This window comes from Streptomyces kanamyceticus (assembly GCF_008704495.1).
GTDB classification, from domain to species: domain Bacteria; phylum Actinomycetota; class Actinomycetes; order Streptomycetales; family Streptomycetaceae; genus Streptomyces; species Streptomyces kanamyceticus.
On record NZ_CP023699.1, the window covers coordinates 4,143,825 to 4,159,201 of the forward strand.

General features: G+C 70.4%; 18 protein-coding genes. 3 read left to right on the forward strand and 15 right to left on the reverse strand.

Features of this window, described 5'->3' with window-relative positions; genetic code table 11:
* Positions 1-20 precede the first annotated feature (20 nt).
* The 4 genes from alr to CP970_RS17045 form a co-directional block, all read right to left on the reverse strand.
* Positions 21-1,190: an alanine racemase gene (alr, locus tag CP970_RS17030; RefSeq protein ID WP_055556692.1), complete on the reverse strand. Its 1,170-nt coding sequence runs from the start codon at positions 1,188-1,190 to the stop codon at positions 21-23.
* Positions 1,191-1,233: 43 nt separating this feature from the next.
* Complete coding sequence (locus tag CP970_RS17035; protein WP_150493511.1) at positions 1,234-2,130, reverse strand: L,D-transpeptidase family protein; 897 nt, start codon at positions 2,128-2,130, stop codon at positions 1,234-1,236.
* Between the two features lie 152 nt (positions 2,131-2,282).
* On the reverse strand, positions 2,283-3,719 hold the full coding sequence (locus tag CP970_RS17040) for an NAD(P)H-hydrate dehydratase (RefSeq protein WP_150493513.1): 1,437 nt from the start codon (positions 3,717-3,719) through the stop codon (positions 2,283-2,285).
* A 60-nt stretch (positions 3,720-3,779) separates the two neighbouring features.
* Positions 3,780-4,148, reverse strand: coding sequence for a holo-ACP synthase (locus CP970_RS17045; protein ID WP_055548460.1), 369 nt, complete (start codon positions 4,146-4,148; stop codon positions 3,780-3,782).
* A 58-nt stretch (positions 4,149-4,206) separates the two neighbouring features.
* Here CP970_RS17045 and coaA point away from each other — a divergent pair, with 58 nt between their 5' ends.
* Complete coding sequence (coaA, locus tag CP970_RS17050; RefSeq protein ID WP_398655252.1) at positions 4,207-5,205, forward strand: type I pantothenate kinase; 999 nt, start codon at positions 4,207-4,209, stop codon at positions 5,203-5,205.
* Between the two features lie 34 nt (positions 5,206-5,239).
* Positions 5,240-6,187: a DUF389 domain-containing protein gene (locus CP970_RS17055; protein ID WP_055548458.1), complete on the forward strand. Its 948-nt coding sequence runs from the start codon at positions 5,240-5,242 to the stop codon at positions 6,185-6,187.
* Here CP970_RS17055 and glmM read toward each other — a convergent pair.
* From glmM to CP970_RS17075, 4 genes are all read right to left on the reverse strand, one after another.
* Positions 6,184-7,542 carry a phosphoglucosamine mutase gene (gene glmM, locus CP970_RS17060; RefSeq protein WP_055548456.1) on the reverse strand — a complete coding sequence of 453 codons (1,359 nt, stop codon included), beginning with the start codon at positions 7,540-7,542 and terminating at the stop codon, positions 6,184-6,186. The two genes, CP970_RS17055 and glmM, sit on opposite strands and share 4 nt — an antisense overlap.
* A 138-nt stretch (positions 7,543-7,680) precedes the next feature.
* Positions 7,681-8,202 (reverse strand): 30S ribosomal protein S9, encoded by a 522-nt coding sequence (gene rpsI, locus CP970_RS17065; protein ID WP_055548454.1) that lies wholly within the window; start codon positions 8,200-8,202, stop codon positions 7,681-7,683.
* Positions 8,203-8,244: 42 nt separating this feature from the next.
* Positions 8,245-8,688 carry a 50S ribosomal protein L13 gene (gene rplM / locus CP970_RS17070; RefSeq protein WP_030782512.1) on the reverse strand — a complete coding sequence of 148 codons (444 nt, stop codon included), beginning with the start codon at positions 8,686-8,688 and terminating at the stop codon, positions 8,245-8,247.
* Positions 8,689-8,875: 187 nt separating this feature from the next.
* Positions 8,876-10,111: a glycosyltransferase family 87 protein gene (locus CP970_RS17075; protein ID WP_224058480.1), complete on the reverse strand. Its 1,236-nt coding sequence runs from the start codon at positions 10,109-10,111 to the stop codon at positions 8,876-8,878.
* A gap of 122 nt (positions 10,112-10,233) precedes the next feature.
* On the opposite strand from CP970_RS17075, the gene CP970_RS17080 reads away from it, so the two are divergent.
* Entirely contained in the window at positions 10,234-11,103 is an 870-nt protein-coding gene (locus CP970_RS17080) for a hypothetical protein (RefSeq protein WP_055553528.1), read from the forward strand.
* 24 nt (positions 11,104-11,127) lie between these two features.
* On the opposite strand, the gene truA is transcribed toward CP970_RS17080, so the two are convergent.
* From truA to infA, 7 genes are all read right to left on the reverse strand, one after another.
* Complete coding sequence (gene truA, locus CP970_RS17085) at positions 11,128-11,982, reverse strand: tRNA pseudouridine(38-40) synthase TruA (RefSeq protein ID WP_055553526.1); 855 nt, start codon at positions 11,980-11,982, stop codon at positions 11,128-11,130.
* An 82-nt stretch (positions 11,983-12,064) separates the two neighbouring features.
* Positions 12,065-12,559 carry a 50S ribosomal protein L17 gene (rplQ, locus tag CP970_RS17090; RefSeq protein ID WP_055553524.1) on the reverse strand — a complete coding sequence of 165 codons (495 nt, stop codon included), beginning with the start codon at positions 12,557-12,559 and terminating at the stop codon, positions 12,065-12,067.
* A 116-nt stretch (positions 12,560-12,675) separates the two neighbouring features.
* Positions 12,676-13,698: a DNA-directed RNA polymerase subunit alpha gene (locus CP970_RS17095; protein WP_016645160.1), complete on the reverse strand. Its 1,023-nt coding sequence runs from the start codon at positions 13,696-13,698 to the stop codon at positions 12,676-12,678.
* Between the two features lie 130 nt (positions 13,699-13,828).
* Positions 13,829-14,233: a 30S ribosomal protein S11 gene (gene rpsK / locus CP970_RS17100; protein ID WP_003948617.1), complete on the reverse strand. Its 405-nt coding sequence runs from the start codon at positions 14,231-14,233 to the stop codon at positions 13,829-13,831.
* A 65-nt stretch (positions 14,234-14,298) separates the two neighbouring features.
* On the reverse strand, positions 14,299-14,679 hold the full coding sequence (rpsM, locus tag CP970_RS17105) for a 30S ribosomal protein S13 (protein WP_030782528.1): 381 nt from the start codon (positions 14,677-14,679) through the stop codon (positions 14,299-14,301).
* A 218-nt stretch (positions 14,680-14,897) separates the two neighbouring features.
* Positions 14,898-15,011 carry a 50S ribosomal protein L36 gene (rpmJ, locus tag CP970_RS17110; RefSeq protein WP_003974245.1) on the reverse strand — a complete coding sequence of 38 codons (114 nt, stop codon included), beginning with the start codon at positions 15,009-15,011 and terminating at the stop codon, positions 14,898-14,900.
* Between the two features lie 57 nt (positions 15,012-15,068).
* Positions 15,069-15,290 carry a translation initiation factor IF-1 gene (infA, locus tag CP970_RS17115; protein WP_003948620.1) on the reverse strand — a complete coding sequence of 74 codons (222 nt, stop codon included), beginning with the start codon at positions 15,288-15,290 and terminating at the stop codon, positions 15,069-15,071.
* Between the last annotated feature and the right edge of the window lie 87 nt (positions 15,291-15,377).

The following is a 15,377-nucleotide window of genomic DNA, read 5'->3' on the forward strand; positions in this document are numbered from 1 at the left end:
CCGCTCCTCAGTCCGTTCCGTCAGTCGTCGTGCTGCTCGTCCGCTCCGGTCCGCTCGTTCACATAGACGCGCGGGACGCGCGATCCGATGCGGGTGACGATCTCGTACGCGATGGTGCCCGCGGCCTGCGCCCAGTCCTCCGCGGTCGGCTCGCCGCGGTCGCCGGGCCCGAAGAGCAGCGCCTCGGAGCCCACTTCGGGCTCGTCCCCGCCGAGGTCGACCACAAACTGGTCCATCGCGATACGACCGGCCGCCGTCCGCCACTTGCCGCCGACCAGGACGGGACCCGAGCCGGACGCGTGCCGCGGAATGCCGTCCCCGTACCCGGCGGGGACGAGGCCGAGGGTGGTGTCCCCGGGGGTGGTGTAGTGATGCCCGTAACTGACGCCGTGACCCCCGGGGGCCTGCTTCACGTGGGCGAGCGAGGCGGCGACCGTCATGACGGGGCGGAGGCCGAAGTCCTGCGGGGTGCCGATCTCGGGGCTCGGCGAGACGCCGTACATCGCGATGCCGGGGCGTACGAGATCGAAGTGGGTCTCCGGGAGGGTCAGCGTCGCCGGGGAGTTGGCGATGTGCCGCACCTCGGGGCGGACGCCCTGCCCTTCGGCGTACGCCACCATCTCGCGGAAGACCGTGAGCTGGGCGGCGATCGAGGGGTGGCCCGGCTCGTCCGCGCACGCGAAGTGCGACCAGAGCCCGGTGACCTCGATGGTCCCCTCGGCCTCGGCGCGCAGGGCCTCGGCGATCAGCTCGGGCCAGTCCTCGGGCATGCAGCCGTTGCGCCCGAGGCCCGTGTCGGCCTTGAGCTGGACGCGGGCGGTGCGGCCCGCCTGCCGGGCGGCCGCGGTCACCTCGCGCAGCGCCCACAGGGCGCTCACCGACATGTCCAGGTCGGCCTCGACGCCCTCGCGCCAGGGGTCGCCCGGCGTCCACAGCCAGCACATGATCCGCCCGGGCAGACCCGCGGCCCGCAGGGCGAGCGCCTCCTGCGGCGTCGCGGTGCCCAGCCAGTCCGCGCCCGCGTCGACCGCGGCCCTGGCGCAGGGCACCATCCCGTGCCCGTACGCGTCGGCCTTCACCACGGCCATGAACGCGGCGCCCCGCGCGCGGGCGCGCAGGGCACGCACATTGGCGCGGAGGGCGGCGAGGTCGATCTCGGCGCGGACACGGAAAGGGGCTGTCTCGTTCATCGCGGACAAGTGTCTCAGAGGCCACCGGCAGCCCCGTCTCGGCTCAGGTGCCGGGCTTGCGGCCCCACACGTAGACCCGGTCGCCCTTGAGGAGCGTCTTCCACAGGGCCTTCGCGTCGGCAAGCCGCATGTTCACACAGCCGCGCGAGCCCGGCGGGCTGTAGACATTGCCGTAGATGGCGTGGAACGCCTGCCCGCCCTCGAAGAACTGGCTGTACGGCATGGGGGTGTTGTACAGCGAGGACCAGTGGTTCTTGTGCTTCCAGTAGACCTTGTGCCAGCCGGTGCGGGTCCGGTATCCGGCCCGCCCGGTGCGGATCGGCACGGGCCCGAGCAGCACCTTCTCGCCCTTCTTCACCCACATCAGCTGCCGGGACAGATCGACGCAGGCGAGGCGGTACGCGCGCGTGGGGCACTTCTTCGTCGCCGCGGGGTTCTCGCGGGCGTCGAGCAACCGCATCCTGGCCCAGGTCACCGGGCCCGCGAACCCGATGGCGGGCCGGATCCCCTGCTTGCGCTGGAACGCCCTGACGGCCCGGCAGTCCGCCACCGACTGCCTGCCGTCCACCGTGCGCCCGAGGTAGCGCTCGACCTGGCGCTGGTAGGGCCCGGCGCGCTTGGTGCACACGGCGGCCGCGGCCTTGCCGGTGACCTCGCTCGGCGGCACGTACTCGATGAGGGCGTCGGCCCCCGGGGGCCCGTCCGCGGGCTCGATCGCGTCCTCGGCGGCGCTCGGCCGGTACACGTACGGCAGCAGGGCCTGGTCGGGGGTGTCCAGCTGCCACGGGTCGGGCGGGGCGAGCGGGACGCCGGGAACCAGTGCGGCGGGCGCGGGGGCGGGCCGCGGCGGCGCGGGGTCCGCGGCCGCGGGGGCGGCGGGCAGCGCGGCGGCCAGGGCGAGCAGCACGGCGAAGCCGCGCTGGGCTGTCTTACTGATCATGTGATGAGCGAACCCCGGACCGGTGCCGTGCCGCCGTCAGCCGCGCGCGGGTGTCACCCGAAGAGCAGCACACCCACGCCCGGCCGCCTGGCGGGACGTACGCCCACGCCTTACCGCCGTACGCCCACGCCCTACCGCCGCGCACCCACGCCCTACCGCCGTACGTCTCGCCAGGCGGCCGGAATCGCGTCGGCCACGTCGTGCGCCCCCACCGGCGCCCCGTCCGCGGCGAGCCGGGCCGCGAGGCCGTGCAGGTACGCGCCGACGGACCCGGCGTCCAGCGCGCCGAGACCCGCCGCGAGCAGCGACCCCGCGAGCCCGGACAGCACGTCGCCGCTGCCCGCGGTGGCGAGCCAGGGCGTCCCGGTGGGATTGACGCGCACGACGCCTTCGGCCGCGCCGACCAGCGTGGTGGAGCCCTTCAGGAGCACGGTCGCCCCGTAGCGCCCCGCCAGCTCCCGCACGGCGGCGAGCCGTCCCGCCTCGACCTCGGCACGGGAGACCCCGAGGAGCGCGGCGGCTTCGCCCGCGTGCGGCGTGAGCAGCGTGGGCGCGCGCCGCTCGCGCACGGCCCGCTCCCCCGCGAGCCGCAGCCCGTCGGCATCGATCAGCACGGGCACCTCGGCGTCGACCACGTCCCGCAGCCGCTCCGCGTCGTCCCCGAGCCCCGGACCCGCCACCCAGGCCTGCACGCGCCCTGCCTTGGACGGCGGCCCCTCGGACACCAGCGCCTCGGGGAACCGCGCGATGACGGCGTCCGCCGCGGGCCCCACGTACCGCACGGCGCCCGCGCCCCCGCGCAACGCGCCCGCGACGGCGAGCACGGCGGCCCCCGGGTACCGCGCGGAACCGGCGACGATCCCGACCACGCCCCTGCGGTACTTGTCGCTCTCCCCGGTCGGCACCGGCAGCAGCCCCGCCACATCGGCGTACTGCGGGGCCTCCACCACAGGCTCACGCCCGGCCATCTCGAGCCCGATCCCGACAAGGCGCACCACACCCGCGTACTCGCGAGCGGGATCAACGAGCAACCCCGGCTTGTACGCCCCGAAGGTCACGGTCACATCCGCCCGCACCGCATCGCCGCGCACCTCACCGGTATCCGCGTCGACACCACTGGGCAGATCAACAGCGACAACGGCCCCGTCGGACTCCCACGCCACAACAGCGAGCCGAGCGGCACGGTCCCTGAGCCCCCCACGCCCCCCGATCCCCACAATCCCGTCGACAACGAGCCGAGCCCCCCGCACAAGCCCCTCGGCCCGCGCATCCTCCGCGTCCACGACAACACCCCCCGCGGCACGCAGAGCATCGAGCCCACCCCCATGAACCCGCTCCGGCGAGAGCAACACGGCACTCACCCCGGCACCCCGCCGAGCAAGCCGGGCCCCCGCGTACAGCGCATCCCCGCCGTTGTCCCCACTCCCCACCAACAAGGTGACCCGCGCCCCGTAAACCCGGCCGAGCACCCGCGCACACTCCACGGCAAGCCCCGCCGCGGCCCGCTGCATCAACGCCCCCTCGGCCAGCCGCCCCATGAGCTCCCGCTCCCCGGCCCGAACACTCTCCACGCCATAAGCAGTACGCATACGCCCAGTCTGCCCCGCACAGCGGGCACGCCCGGGGGAAACGGCGCCGAGTGGGGAGAGCTACCCCTCAGCGATCACCACAGCGGAAGCGACCCCCGCATCATGGCTGAGCGAAACGTGCCACCCCCGAACCCCCAACACGGCCGCCCTCTCCGCCACACTCCCCCGCACCCGCAGCCGCGGCTGCCCGCTCTCCTCGACCCACACCTCGGCATCCGTCCACCGAAGCCCACCCGGCGCCCCCAACGCCTTGGCCAACGCCTCCTTCGCCGCGAACCGCGCCGCCAGCGAAGCGACGCCCCGCCGCTCCCCGCTCGGCAGCAGCAACTCACCCTCCACGAACAGCCGCTCCGCCATCCCCGGCGTCCGTTCCAGCGCGGCCCCGAACCGCTCGATCTCCGCGACGTCGATGCCAACCCCAATAATCATCTGCGCAGCGTGACACACCCCACCCTCGCGCCCGTTCAAACAGCCGTAACAATGGACTGTGATCTCTTCGGTCTCCGAGCCAACGAAGGCTCCGCGGAGCGCCCACCGGCACAAGCCGGAGGCGACTCCCTACGTCGATCTCACCCGCACGGAGTGGAGCGCCCTGCGCGCCAAGACTCCCCTCCCCCTGACCGCCGAGGAGCTGGAGAAGCTCCGCGGCCTCGGCGACGTCATCGACCTGGACGAAGTGCGGGACATCTACCTCCCGCTCTCCCGCCTCCTGAACCTCTACGTCGGCGCGACGGACGGCCTCCGCGGCGCCCTCAACACGTTCCTCGGTGAGAAGGGCTCCCAGTCGGGCACGCCCTTCGTCATAGGAGTCGCGGGCTCCGTGGCAGTCGGCAAATCAACCGTCGCCCGCCTCCTCCAGGCCCTGCTCTCCCGCTGGCCGGAACACCCCCGCGTGGAACTCGTCACCACGGACGGCTTCCTGCTCCCCACCAAGGAACTCGAAGCCCGCGGCCTGATGTCGCGCAAGGGCTTCCCCGAGTCGTACGACCGCCGCGCCCTGACCCGCTTCGTGGCGGACATCAAGGCGGGCAAGGACGAGGTGACCGCGCCCGTCTACTCCCATCTGATCTACGACATCGTGCCCGGCCAGCGCCTCACGGTCCGCCGCCCCGACATCCTCATCGTCGAGGGCCTGAACGTCCTGCAGCCCGCACTCCCCGGCAAGGACGGCCGCACCCGCGTGGGCCTCGCGGACTACTTCGACTTCAGCGTGTACGTGGACGCCCGCACGGAGGACATCGAGCGCTGGTACCTGAACCGCTTCAAGAAGCTGCGGAACACGGCGTTCCAGAACCCGTCCTCGTACTTCCGCAAGTACACACAGGTCTCCGAGGAGGAAGCCCTGGACTACGCCCGCACCACCTGGCGCACGATCAACAAGGTGAACCTCGTGGAGAACGTGGCCCCCACCCGGGGCCGCGCCGCCCTGGTCGTCCGCAAGGGCCCGGACCACAAGGTCCAGCGCCTGAGCCTGCGCAAGCTCTGATCACGGCTCTGACCACGCCGACTACGCTGCGCGCATGCTGCACCTGCGCCTCATCACCCCCTCGGACAAGACCGACGCCGTGGTCCGCCTGATCGAGAAGACGGTCGGCACCACCCACCTCGCGGTGGTGCCGGGCGCCGCCCGCGACCCCGTCGGCGACGTCGTCATGTGCGACGTCGCACGCGAGGCGGGCGACGAACTGATCGGCGGCCTGCGCGCGCTCGACATCGACAAGTCCGGTTCGATCGCGGTGGAGAACATCGACCTCTCGCTCTCCTACCGGGCCGACAAGGCGGCGGACGAGGCACCCGGCGAGGGCGCGGACGCGGTCCTGTGGGAGCAGCTCGCCGACGCGACCCACGAGGAGTCGACGCTCTCCGTCACGTACGTCGCGTTCATCACGCTCGCCACGATGATCGCGGCCTGCGGCGTGGTCCTGGACAACGCGATCCTGATCGTGGGCGCGATGGCGGTGGGCCCGGAGTTCGGCCCGCTGGCGGGCTTCTGCACGGCCCTGGTCCAGCGCGCGCCCCGCCTCGCGCTGCGCTCGCTGATCGCGATCGTCGCGGGCTTCGCGGTGGCGATGCTGGTGACGGTGGGATTCAGCTACTTCATGGACGGCGTCGGCCTGTTCAGCCAGGACATGCTGGAGAGGGCGCGGCCCAACACGGCGTTCGTCTACGCGCCCGACTGGTTCTCGTTCGTCGTCGCGGTCCTCGCGGGAATCGCGGGCATGCTCTCCCTGACCTCGGCGAAGTCGGGCGCGCTCGTCGGCGTCGCGATCTCGGTGACGACGGTCCCCGCCGCGGCCAACGCGGCGGTCGCCCTCAGCTACGGAGAGCCGGGCCAGACCTGGGGCTCCACCGAGCAGTTGCTCCTGAACCTGCTCGGCATCGTCCTGGCGGGCACGCTCACGCTGCTCGCCCAGAAGTACTTCTGGGCCCTCCAGCGCAAGCGCGCCGCCAGGTCACGACACGTCTAGCCCAGCGCGGACTTGACCACATCGGCGAGCCGCCCGGCCACCGACCGCGCCTGCTCGATGTCGGCCGCCTCGACCATGACCCGCACCAGCGGCTCGGTCCCGGAGGAGCGCAGCAGCACGCGCCCCGTGGAGCCCAGCTCGCGCTCGGCGTCGGCGACGGCGGCGGTCAGCTCGGCGGAGGTCGTCACCCGCGACTTGTCGACGTCGGGCACGTTGATGAGGACCTGCGGGAGGCGCTCCATGACGCCGGCGAGGTCCGCGAGCGTACGCCCGGTCTCGGCGACCCGCGCCGCGAGCAGCAGCCCGGTCAGCGTGCCGTCACCGGTCGTCGCGTGGTCGAGGATGATGACGTGCCCGGACTGCTCGCCGCCGAGGGCGAAGCCGTGCTCCTTCATCGACTCAAGGACGTAGCGGTCGCCGACGGCGGTCTGCACGAGCGAGAGCCCCTGCGCCTCCATGGCCAGCTTGAAGCCGAGGTTGGACATGACGGTGCCGACGACGGTGTCGTGCCGCAGCGAGCCGTGCTCCCGCATGGCGAGGGCGAGCACGGCGAGGATCTGGTCGCCGTCGACCTCGGCACCGGTGTGGTCCACGGCCAGGCACCGGTCCGCGTCCCCGTCGTGCGCGACGCCGAAGTCGGCCTTGTGCTCGACGACGGCGGCCTTGAGCAGCTCCAGGTGCGTGGACCCGCACCCGTCGTTGATGTTCAGGCCGTCGGGCTGGGCGCCGATCGTGATGACCTCGGCACCGGCGCGCGTGAACGCCTCGGGCGAGACGCGGGCGGCCGCGCCGTGCGCCTCGTCGAGGACGATCTTCAGTCCGTCGAGGCGGTTCGGCAGGACGCCGATGAGGTGCGCGACGTACTGATCGAGCCCCTGGTCGTACGACTTCACGCGGCCGACGCCGGACCCGGTGGGCCGCTGCCAGGGAGCGCCGGTGCGGTGCTCCTCGTACACGGACTCGATGCGGTCCTCGAGGTCGTCGGCGAGCTTGTGGCCGCCGCGGGCGAAGAACTTGATGCCGTTGTCCGGCATGGCGTTGTGGCTGGCGGAGAGCATCACGCCGAGGTCGGCGCCCAGCGCACCGGTGAGATGCGCCACCGCGGGGGTGGGCAGCACACCGACGCGCTGGACGTCCACGCCCGCGCTCGCCAGGCCCGCGACCACCGCGGCCTCCAGGAACTCCCCGGACGCACGTGGGTCACGGCCGACCACCGCTACTGGGCGATGGCCTTCGAAGGTGCCCACCTCGGCCAGTACGTGCGCCGCCGCCACGGAGAGTCCGAGCGCGAGCTCGGCCGTCAGATCCGCGTTGGCGACACCACGCACGCCGTCCGTGCCGAAGAGTCGTCCCACTGCTGTCCTCCGAACGTTCCAGAAAACCCAATACCCCTGTCCCGGTGGTTCCCGGAGCCCCAGGGGTTCCTGATAGACGAACGCCCCGGCAGCACGGTACGTGCCGCCGGGGCGAACGAAAGTACAAGCAGGCAGCGATTAACGCTTGCTGTACTGCGGGGCCTTGCGGGCCTTCTTGAGACCGGCCTTCTTGCGCTCGACCGCACGGTCGTCACGCTTGAGGTAACCGGCCTTCTTGAGGGCGGCGCGGTTGTTGTCGACGTCGGCCTCGTTCAGCGCACGGGCGACACCGAGACGGAGCGCACCGGCCTGACCGGAGACGCCGCCACCCGAGATGCGGGCGATGACGTCGTAGCGGTCGTCGAGCTCGAGCACCTTGAAGGGCTCGTTGACTTCCTGCTGGTGGACCTTGTTCGGGAAGTAGTCCTCGAGCGTACGCCCGTTGACCTTCCACTTGCCGGTGCCGGGCACGATGCGAACGCGCGCGATGGCGTTCTTGCGACGGCCAAGGCCGGCGGCCGGCTGCGGGTCGCCGAAGCGGGCCGCGTTCGACTCCGAGGTGTACTCGCCCTCGACGGGCGCCTCGGACTCGGTGGTGTACTGCTCGACGTCAACAACCTCGGTCTCTTCGACCGGCTGCTCAACGGTGGTCTCGGCCACGATTCTCCTCAGAATTCTTTACGTCTTTGGGGGTGGCCGGAACTACTGCGCGACCTGGGTGATCTCGAACGGGACCGGCTGCTGAGCGCCGTGCGGGTGCTGGTCGCCCGCGTAGACCTTCAGCTTCGAGAGCATCTGACGGCCCAGGGTGTTCTTGGGGAGCATGCCCTTGACGGCCTTCTCAACGGCCTTCTCGGGGCTCTTCTCGAGCAGCTCGTCGTAACGGACGGAACGCAGACCACCCGGGTAACCGGAGTGGCGGTACGCCATCTTCTGGGTCTTCTTGTTGCCGGAGAGGTGCACCTTCTCGGCGTTGATGATGATGACGAAGTCACCGGTGTCAACGTGGGGCGCGTAGATCGGCTTGTGCTTGCCGCGCAGAAGGGTCGCAGCGGTGGTCGCCAGACGACCCAGGACGATGTCCCGGGCGTCGATGACGTGCCACTGGCGGGTCACATCGCCGGGCTTGGGGCTGTACGTACGCACTTCGTAGCCTTCGCTTCTTCAGTGGATGGGGTCCAGACACACGGCACCCAGGAAGCGATCATGCAGCTGGGGCCCACAATGCCGGGACACTGCCCGTATGCGAGCCACTGGTAACTGCTCCAGGGAACCTACGTAAGGGCCCTTTCGCGTGAGAACGAGGGAAGCCAATACGTATCAGTCCCCGAGACTACCCGCGCTGCCCCGTACGGGTCAAAACGCGCACCCGGAGACCGGCGACCCGGCTCCACCGCACCAGGCGGCCCTGCCCCTCCAGGCCAACCGCCCGAGGCCCGAGCCCGCCCCACACCAGGCGGGGCGCCGCGCACCGCCACCCCACGACCACCGCGAGCGCACACAGCGTCACCGCGTCCTTGAAGGCCCGCCGCGTCCCCTCCTCCAGCCACGGCCAGGTGAACCCCGGCACCTGCGGCACGAGCGCCACCCAGAACCACGGGCTCCGCCCCACGGCCCCCGGCGTCAGCACCCCGGCGAGCAGCAGCGGAAGGACGACCATCAGGTAGTGGTCGTACGAAGGCCGCGAGACCAGGAAGGCCGCGAGCATCAGCATCACGGCGCACTCCACGACCCGCGCCGCCCCCTCGTCACCCCGCCCCCACCGTCGCCACGCACACCACACCCCGGCCGCCGCCGCACCCGCGGCAAGCAGCGTCGCGAGCGACTGCGGCACCCCGAGCCGCGCGAGCACCGCTCCGGGCGACGCCTCATAGAGACGTACGAAACTGTCCTGGCCACGCAGCAGGAACGGCAGCGTCCGCGTGAAGAAGCCCCCCGGATCCGGCAGCAGGAGCGCCACCGCCACCGAGACCGCCACGGGCACCCCCACCGCGACCGCCAGGGCCCGCCACCGCCGCCCGAAGAGGAAGAGCAGCACGACGGGGGCGAGCAGGGGCTTCACCGCGACGGCGGCGCCGATGGCGAGGCCCGCCGCGACCCACCTGCCCCGGCAGAGAAGGAGCAGCGCGAGCGGCAGCACGGCCGCCGACGCCACGGTCCAGTTGCCGAGCGCGACCAGGTGCCCGAAGGGCGCGAAGCCGAGCGCGAGACCGAGCAGTCCGTACGCGGCGAACCTGCTCCCCAGGGCGATCCCGTGGATCCGCAGCGCGCACACCCACCCGACGACGAGGCCCGCGGTGACCGCGACGGGCACCAGGAAGCGCACCACCGCGGTCGGCAGCAGGGCCCCCGGGACCGCGGCGAGCACGGCCCCCGGCAGATAGAGGAAGTGCCGGTCGGCGTAGGGCGAACGCCCGTGGAGCCAGGACTCGGCGGCCCGCACCACGATGGCGTTGTCCATCCCGCCGTCCGGCACCGCGAGCCCCACGCGGACGCTCCCGGCGAGCAGCACCACGCCGAGCACGGCCCAGGCCTGCCAGGAGGCAGGACACAGGAGCCACCTCCGCACCGCGCCCACCTCTACTGCCCCATTAACCTCCGTTTTGCCCGTATCCATACGCCTCAGGCTAGGTCGAGCACCCGCCTCGACCCCCGCTCAACATCCCCAACTCCCCGTCTAAGATGCGGCCCATGAGCTTTGGGCAAGGGGGACCTCAGTGGGGTCCGGGGGGAACGGGCGGGCCCGGCGGCGGACCCACGCCCGACTGGGCGGCACTCGCCGAAGCCTCCGAGGCGCGCACCCGGCGCCGCAAGTGGCTGCTGATCGGCGGCGGCGCGTTCGCCACGATCGGCATCGCCGCGGCCGTCGCCATCACCGTCGTCTCCGCGAACAGCGACGACAGCTCCGCGTCGAACAAACCGGCCAGCGAGCTGCCCGCGACCGCGGACATCCCCGGTGCGAGCACGGACCCCGAGCCGTCCTTCAAGGAGACCACTCCGCCGCCCCCGCCGGACCCCAAGGACTTCATCTCCAGCGCCAAGAAGGACAAGGCGCCGCTCACCCCCGAGGGCCTCTTCCCCGGCAAGACGTTCACGTCGGGCGAGAAGGTCTACAAGAAGGGCGCGACCGACAGCACCACGAAGTGCTCGGCCATCACGCAGAACGCGCTGGGCTCGGTCCTCGCCAAGAACGACTGCACCCGCCTGATCCGCGCCAGCTACATGAGGAACGGCATCGCGGTCACGGTCGGCGTCGCCGTCTTCGACACCGCGGCCGACGCCGCCAAGGTCAAGGAGCAGGCGAGCAAGGGCCTGGTCCACTCGCTGCCGGGCAAGGGCATCCCCAACTTCTGCCGCACCGGCGTGTGCCGCGGCACCTATAACGCCTACGGCCGCTACGCGTACTTCACCACCACCGGCTACACCAGCGGCAAGGACGTCACGGACAAGGACCCCAAGGCCTACCCCGTCGGCGACGACCTGGCCAGACTCGCCTTCCAGCGGATCACCCAGCGGGGCGAGGCCCAGGCATCGGCCGCCGCCAACGCCCCGCAGCAGTAGCGCAGTCGCGAGCCCGGGCGGGGCTCAGCAGCACCCGGCCCCGGGCAGCGTCCGCTTGTTGCGCGCCTCCTTGCTGCGCGCGGCGAGCAACTCGTCGGCGGGATAGCCGACTTCCTCAAGAGTGAGCCCGTGCGGCCGCACGACGTGCACCGCGGAGTCCCGCACCCCGGCCGCGAGCACCTTCGCGGGCCACTCCACGGGCCGGTGCCCGTCCCCCACGAACAGCATGGCGCCGACCAGCGAGCGCACCATGTTGTGGCAGAACGCGTCGGCCCGCACGGTCGCTTCGAGGATCCCGTCGTCCCGCCGCACCCAGTGCAGTTGCTGCAGCGTACGAATGGTCGTGGCGCCCTCGCGCTTCTTGCAGTACGCCGCGAAGTCATGCTCCCCGACGAGCCCCTCGGCCGCGGCGTTCATGGCGTCGAGGTCCAACTCCCAGTCGTGCCACAGGACATGACCGCGCAACAGCGGGTCGACACCGCCCGGGTGGTCGGTCACGCGATAGGCGTAGCGCCGCCACACGGCCGCGAACCGCGCGTTGAACCCGGCGGGGGCCTCGGCCACCTTCCACACCCGCACATCGTGCGGAAGCCGTCCCGCGAGCCTGCGCAGCAGCTTGTCGCTGTGCTCGGCCCACACGCTCTCCGGCAGATCGACGTGGGCGACCTGCCCCCGGGCGTGCACCCCGCTGTCGGTGCGCCCCGCGACGGTCAGCTCGTACGTCTCCTGCGACCGGGTCACGGTCCGCAGCGCGCTCTCGATCTCGCCCTGGACGGTCCGCTGGCCCTGCTTCTGCTTGGCCCAGCCGGAGAAGTCCCTGCCGTCGTACGAAAGGTCGAGACGCACCCGCACGAACCCGGGCTCTACTTCATCACTCACACCAACCATCCTCTCAGCAGGACCGACATGCGAAAGCGGGCCCGCCCCGAAGGGCGGACCCGCTTCACTTCAAGGCAGAGCCTCAGGCGTCCTTGGACTCCTCGGCGGCCTCAACCGGCTTCGCGTCCTCGACGGGCGCGTCGTCCTTCTTGAGGGCGTCTTCCTTGACGGCACGCTTCGTGGCGGCCTCGGCCTCACCGGTGGCCTCCTGGGCCACGGTCAGGGCCTCCACCAGCTCGATGATCGCCATGGGCGCGTTGTCGCCACGACGGTTACCGATCTTGGTGATGCGGGTGTAGCCACCCGGGCGGTTCACGTAGCGCGGACCGATCTCCGTGAAGAGCGTGTGCACGATGCTCTTGTCGGTGATGACGGACAGCACCTGGCGGCGGTTGTGAAGGTCACCCTTCTTCGCCTTGGTGACCAGACGCTCCGCGTACGGGCGCAGGCGACGGGCCTTCGCCTCGGTGGTGGTGATGCGGCCGTACTCGAAGAGCTGCTTGGCGAGGTTCGCCAGCAGAAGCTTCTCGTGCGCGGCGCTGCCGCCCAGACGGGCACCCTTGGCAGGCTTCGGCATGGTGTTTCTCCTTGATGTCTGCCCCGGCCGTATCAGGTACCGGGGTCAGTGGCACCCGCGCCCCGTAAGGGGCGCGGGGAACTGCGCGACCAGCCAAAAGCCGGTCCGCAGAAAAATCAGTACTGCTCGGTCTCGACGAAGCCCGCGTCCGCGTCGTCGTCGGCGCCGAAGGCGTCCGCGGCGGCGGTCGGGTCGAAGCCGGGAGGCGAGTCCTTCAGCGCGAGACCCATGCCGTTCAGCTTCATCTTGACCTCGTCGATCGACTTCGCACCGAAGTTGCGAATGTCGAGCAGGTCCGCCTCGGAGCGGGCCACGAGCTCACCCACGGAGTGGATGCCCTCGCGCTTGAGGCAGTTGTACGACCGAACGGTGAGCTCGAGCTCCTCGATCGGCAGGGCGAGATCAGCGGCAAGGGCGGCGTCCGTCGGGGACGGGCCCATGTCGATGCCCTCGGCGTCGATGTTGAGCTCACGGGCCAGACCGAACAGCTCGACCAGGGTCTTACCGGCGGACGCCATGGCGTCACGCGGGCGCATGGCCTGCTTGGTCTCGACGTCGACGATCAGCTTGTCGAAGTCGGTGCGCTGCTCGACACGCGTGGCCTCGACCTTGTACGTGACCTTGAGGACCGGCGAGTAGATCGAGTCGACCGGGATGCGCCCGATCTCCTGACCGACCTGCTTGTTCTGCACGGCGGAGACGTAGCCGCGACCGCGCTCGACGGTCAGCTCCATCTCCAGCTTGCCCTTGCCGTTCAGCGTGGCGAGGACCAGGTCGGGGTTGTGCACCTCGACACCGGCCGGCGGGGCGATGTCAGCGGCGGTGACGAGACCGGGACCCTGCTTGCGCAGGTACATCACGACGGGCTCATCGTGCTCGCTGGAAACGACCAGCTGCTTGATGTTGAGGATGAGGTCGGTGACGTCTTCCTTGACGCCCGGCACGGTGGTGAACTCGTGCAGGACACCGTCGATGCGGATGGACGTGACGGCCGCACCCGGGATCGAGGAGAGAAGGGTCCGACGCAGGGAGTTGCCGAGGGTGTAACCGAAGCCCGGCTCCAGCGGCTCGATCACGAACCGGGAGCGGAATTCGTCGACGACCTCTTCGGTCAACGAGGGACGCTGAGCGATCAGCATGAAGTGAATCCTTCAGTCATGGGCACCCACTATTTGATGCCCTTGAGTACTGACAAGGGTACGGGCGATACGGCTCCGGAGAGCCGTACCGCCCGAAAACCCTCAAACAACCGTTACCGGTCGTCGTGCGTCAGACGCGACGGCGCTTGGGCGGACGGCAGCCGTTGTGCGGCGTGGGCGTCACGTCCTGGATCGAGCCGACCTCAAGGCCGGTCGCCTGGAGCGAACGGATGGCGGTCTCACGACCGGAACCCGGGCCCTTGACGAAGACGTCGACCTTGCGCATGCCGTGCTCCTGCGCGCGACGGGCAGCCGACTCGGCGGCCATCTGCGCGGCGAACGGCGTGGACTTGCGCGAGCCCTTGAAGCCGACGTGGCCGGCGGAGGCCCAGGAGATCACGTTGCCGGTCGGGTCCGTGATGGACACGATCGTGTTGTTGAACGTGCTCTTGATGTGCGCGTGGCCGTGAGCGACGTTCTTCTTTTCCTTGCGGCGCACCTTCTTGGCAGCGCCCTGACGACCCTTGGGGGGCATCTATATCTCCTACGGGAGGTGGTCGGTCCTGCAGCGTCAGCTGTCGATAGACCGCTGAGCGAGGACTACTTCTTGCCCGGCTTCTTCTTACCGGCGATGGCGCGACGCGGGCCCTTGCGGGTGCGGGCGTTCGTGCTGGTGCGCTGACCGCGGACCGGCAGACCACGACGGTGACGGAGACCCTGGTAGCAACCGATCTCGACCTTGCGGCGGATGTCGGCCTGGATCTCGCGACGGAGGTCACCCTCGGTCTTGATGTTGGCGTCCACGTACTCGCGGATCTTGACGAGGTCTTCCTCGGTCAGATCGCGAACGCGGGTGTTGCGGTCGACCTCGGTGGCGTCCAGCGTCTGCTGGGCCAGCGTGCGGCCGATGCCGAACACGTAGGTGAGGGCGACCTCGATGCGCTTCTCGCGCGGGAGGTCAACACCTTCAACGCGTGCCATTCATGGCTCCTGTTGATTCTTCGGAGGTCTTCAGCAGAACCACTCCCGGTCGCCGTCCCCTCTTACGAGAAGAGAGTCGGTACGTACCGGGTCCTCGGCCTCCGAGCCGAGGGTGTCGCCCTCCATGACCGGTGGAACACCGGCGGAACTGAAGAGGGACGGGCCCTGCGTATCTACTTACGTGCGTCGCGCGAAAATCTGCGAACTGCAGTCGTGCGTCAGCCCTGGCGCTGCTTGTGGCGCGGGTTGTCGCAGATAACCATGACCCGGCCGTGACGGCGGATCACCCTGCACTTGTCGCAGATCTTCTTGACGCTCGGCTTGACCTTCATTGGTGAGGTTCTCCGGGTCAGTGCCACCACCCCGCGCGAGCGGGATGCGGGCAAGATCTACTTGTACCGGTAGACGATCCGGCCACGCGTCAGGTCGTACGGAGACAGCTCCACCACGACCCGGTCGTCAGGGAGGATGCGGATGTAGTGCATACGCATCTTGCCGCTGATGTGTGCCAGGACCTGGTGGCCGTTCTGGAGCTCCACCTTGAACATGGCGTTCGGGAGAGACTCGACGACAGTGCCTTCGATCTCGATGGCACCTTGCTTCTTGGCCACGCTTCGCCCTTCGAATCGACTACCTTGATCGACTCCGTTTCCCGTATGCAGACACACGGATGCACGAGAGCCGACGCGTCAGTCTAC

What these genes read in the sequence shown, in the direction of transcription:
- CP970_RS17035 (WP_150493511.1), bottom strand. Translation starts at nt 2,130, where the DNA reads ATGATCAGTAAGACAGCCCAGCGCGGCTTCGCCGTGCTGCTCGCCCTG.
- rpsK (WP_003948617.1), bottom strand. Translation starts at nt 14,233, where the DNA reads ATGCCCCCCAAGGGTCGTCAGGGCGCTGCCAAGAAGGTGCGCCGCAAG.
- alr (WP_055556692.1), bottom strand. Translation starts at nt 1,190, where the DNA reads ATGAACGAGACAGCCCCTTTCCGTGTCCGCGCCGAGATCGACCTCGCC.
- CP970_RS17055 (WP_055548458.1), top strand. Translation starts at nt 5,240, where the DNA reads ATGCTGCACCTGCGCCTCATCACCCCCTCGGACAAGACCGACGCCGTG.
- CP970_RS17095 (WP_016645160.1), bottom strand. Translation starts at nt 13,698, where the DNA reads ATGCTGATCGCTCAGCGTCCCTCGTTGACCGAAGAGGTCGTCGACGAA.
- CP970_RS17040 (WP_150493513.1), bottom strand. Translation starts at nt 3,719, where the DNA reads ATGCGTACTGCTTATGGCGTGGAGAGTGTTCGGGCCGGGGAGCGGGAG.
- rplQ (WP_055553524.1), bottom strand. Translation starts at nt 12,559, where the DNA reads ATGCCGAAGCCTGCCAAGGGTGCCCGTCTGGGCGGCAGCGCCGCGCAC.
- CP970_RS17045 (WP_055548460.1), bottom strand. Translation starts at nt 4,148, where the DNA reads ATGATTATTGGGGTTGGCATCGACGTCGCGGAGATCGAGCGGTTCGGG.
- rpsM (WP_030782528.1), bottom strand. Translation starts at nt 14,679, where the DNA reads ATGGCACGCGTTGAAGGTGTTGACCTCCCGCGCGAGAAGCGCATCGAG.
- rpmJ (WP_003974245.1), bottom strand. Translation starts at nt 15,011, where the DNA reads ATGAAGGTCAAGCCGAGCGTCAAGAAGATCTGCGACAAGTGCAGGGTG.
- CP970_RS17080 (WP_055553528.1), top strand. Translation starts at nt 10,234, where the DNA reads ATGAGCTTTGGGCAAGGGGGACCTCAGTGGGGTCCGGGGGGAACGGGC.